At 72.7% G+C, this 1,407-nt stretch carries 2 protein-coding genes; one reads left to right on the forward strand and one right to left on the reverse strand.

Annotation, left to right across the window (positions count from 1 at the left end):
* On the forward strand, positions 1–576 hold a 576-nt coding region (gene psmB / locus B9G38_RS17425; protein ID WP_086221188.1), incomplete at its 5' end, for an archaeal proteasome endopeptidase complex subunit beta.
* 77 nt (positions 577–653) lie between these two features.
* On the opposite strand, the gene B9G38_RS17430 is transcribed toward psmB, so the two are convergent.
* A complete protein-coding gene (locus tag B9G38_RS17430) occupies positions 654–1,394 on the reverse strand; it encodes a protein sorting system archaetidylserine synthase (protein ID WP_049931336.1) in 741 nt (246 codons plus the stop codon).
* Positions 1,395–1,407: the final 13 nt, after the last annotated feature.

The following is a 1,407-nucleotide window of genomic DNA, read 5'->3' on the forward strand; positions in this document are numbered from 1 at the left end:
GTCGGCATCAAGGCCGACGAGGGCGTCGTGATGGCGACCGACATGCGCGCCTCCCTCGGCGGCATGGTCTCCTCGAAGGACGTCCAGAAGGTCGAGGAGATCCACCCGCGCGGCGCCCTGACCATCGCGGGCTCCGTCTCGGCGGCCCAGAACCTCATCTCGACGCTTCGCGCCGAGACGAGCCTCTACGAGGCCCGCCGCGGTAAGGACATGTCCATGGAGGCGCTGTCGACCCTGACGGGGAACCTCCTCCGCTCCGGGGCGTTCTTCGTCGTCCAGCCGATCCTGGGCGGCGTCGACGACGAGGGCGCGCACATCTACTCCATCGACGCCCTCGGCGGCACGACCGAGGAGGAGTACACTGTCACCGGCTCCGGGTCGCAGTACGCGCTCGGTGTCTTAGAGCAGGAGTACGACGACGAGGTCAGCATCGACGAGGCGAAGACCATCGCCGCGAAGGCGATCCAGTCCGCCGTCGAGCGCGACCTCGCCTCGGGCAACGGGATCAACGTCGCCGTCGTCACCGAGGACGGCGTCGACATCACCCGGTACAAGGAGTTCGACGACCTGCTGTAGTCGGCGTCAACGGGACGCCGCTTCGGTATTTCTTCGCGAGTCCCGACCCGCCAGCGGAGGCGCTCGCGGCCGCTCGGTCACCGCCGGAGCTCCGGCGGCGCCTGAATCCCGTCGCCCCAGTAGAACCGCGGGCCGAGGACGAGGTAGCCGCTGGCGAGGAACAGTAGCGCGAACGCGAACCCCTCGCCGATCCACGCCGGGAGCGCGCTCGTCGCCATGTGACCGGCGGGGGTGAGGATCACGGCCGCCTGAACGACCCCCATCACGAGCGCGTCCTGCGCGTGGAGGTCCGGGTAGGTGACCGTCGACCCCATGAGCAGCGCGAACGCCGTCGTGGCCGCGACGAGCGGGACCGGGGCGGTGTAGCCCGCGATGACGGCGGCGGCGAGCACCGTCGCGGCCAGCGTCGTCGGAACGCCCACCGTCTCGCGGGCGCCGTCCTCGTCGGCCGTGTAGAGGCCGAGGCGGGCGACCGCGGCGGCGACGAACAGCGCGCCCGCGCCGACGACGGCGGCGACGAGCGCGGGGTCCGTCGCGAGCGAGCGCCCGTCGCGGACGACGGCGGCGACGAGCGCGGCGGGCGCAACGCCGAAGGAGGCGACGTCGGCCAGCGAGTCGAGGTACGGGCCGGCGGGAGTCGACCCGCGGTGGCGGGCGACGACCCCGTCGAGCCCGTCCGCGACGGCGGCGAGGAGGACGAGCCTGGCCGCGAGCGCGACGTCGACCGTCGCGGCGACGACGGCGAGGAACCCGACGGCGGCGTTGGCCACGGTCACCGCGTCCGCGAGCCCGAGCCGCCGAGCGAACCGCAGAGGCATACCGTATCGGTCG

The organism is Halorubrum sp. SD612 (assembly GCF_002135005.1).

Coding starts and splice junctions, on each gene's coding strand:
- B9G38_RS17430 (WP_049931336.1), bottom strand. CDS start 1,394: ATGCCTCTGCGGTTCGCTCGGCGGCTCGGGCTCGCGGACGCGGTGACC.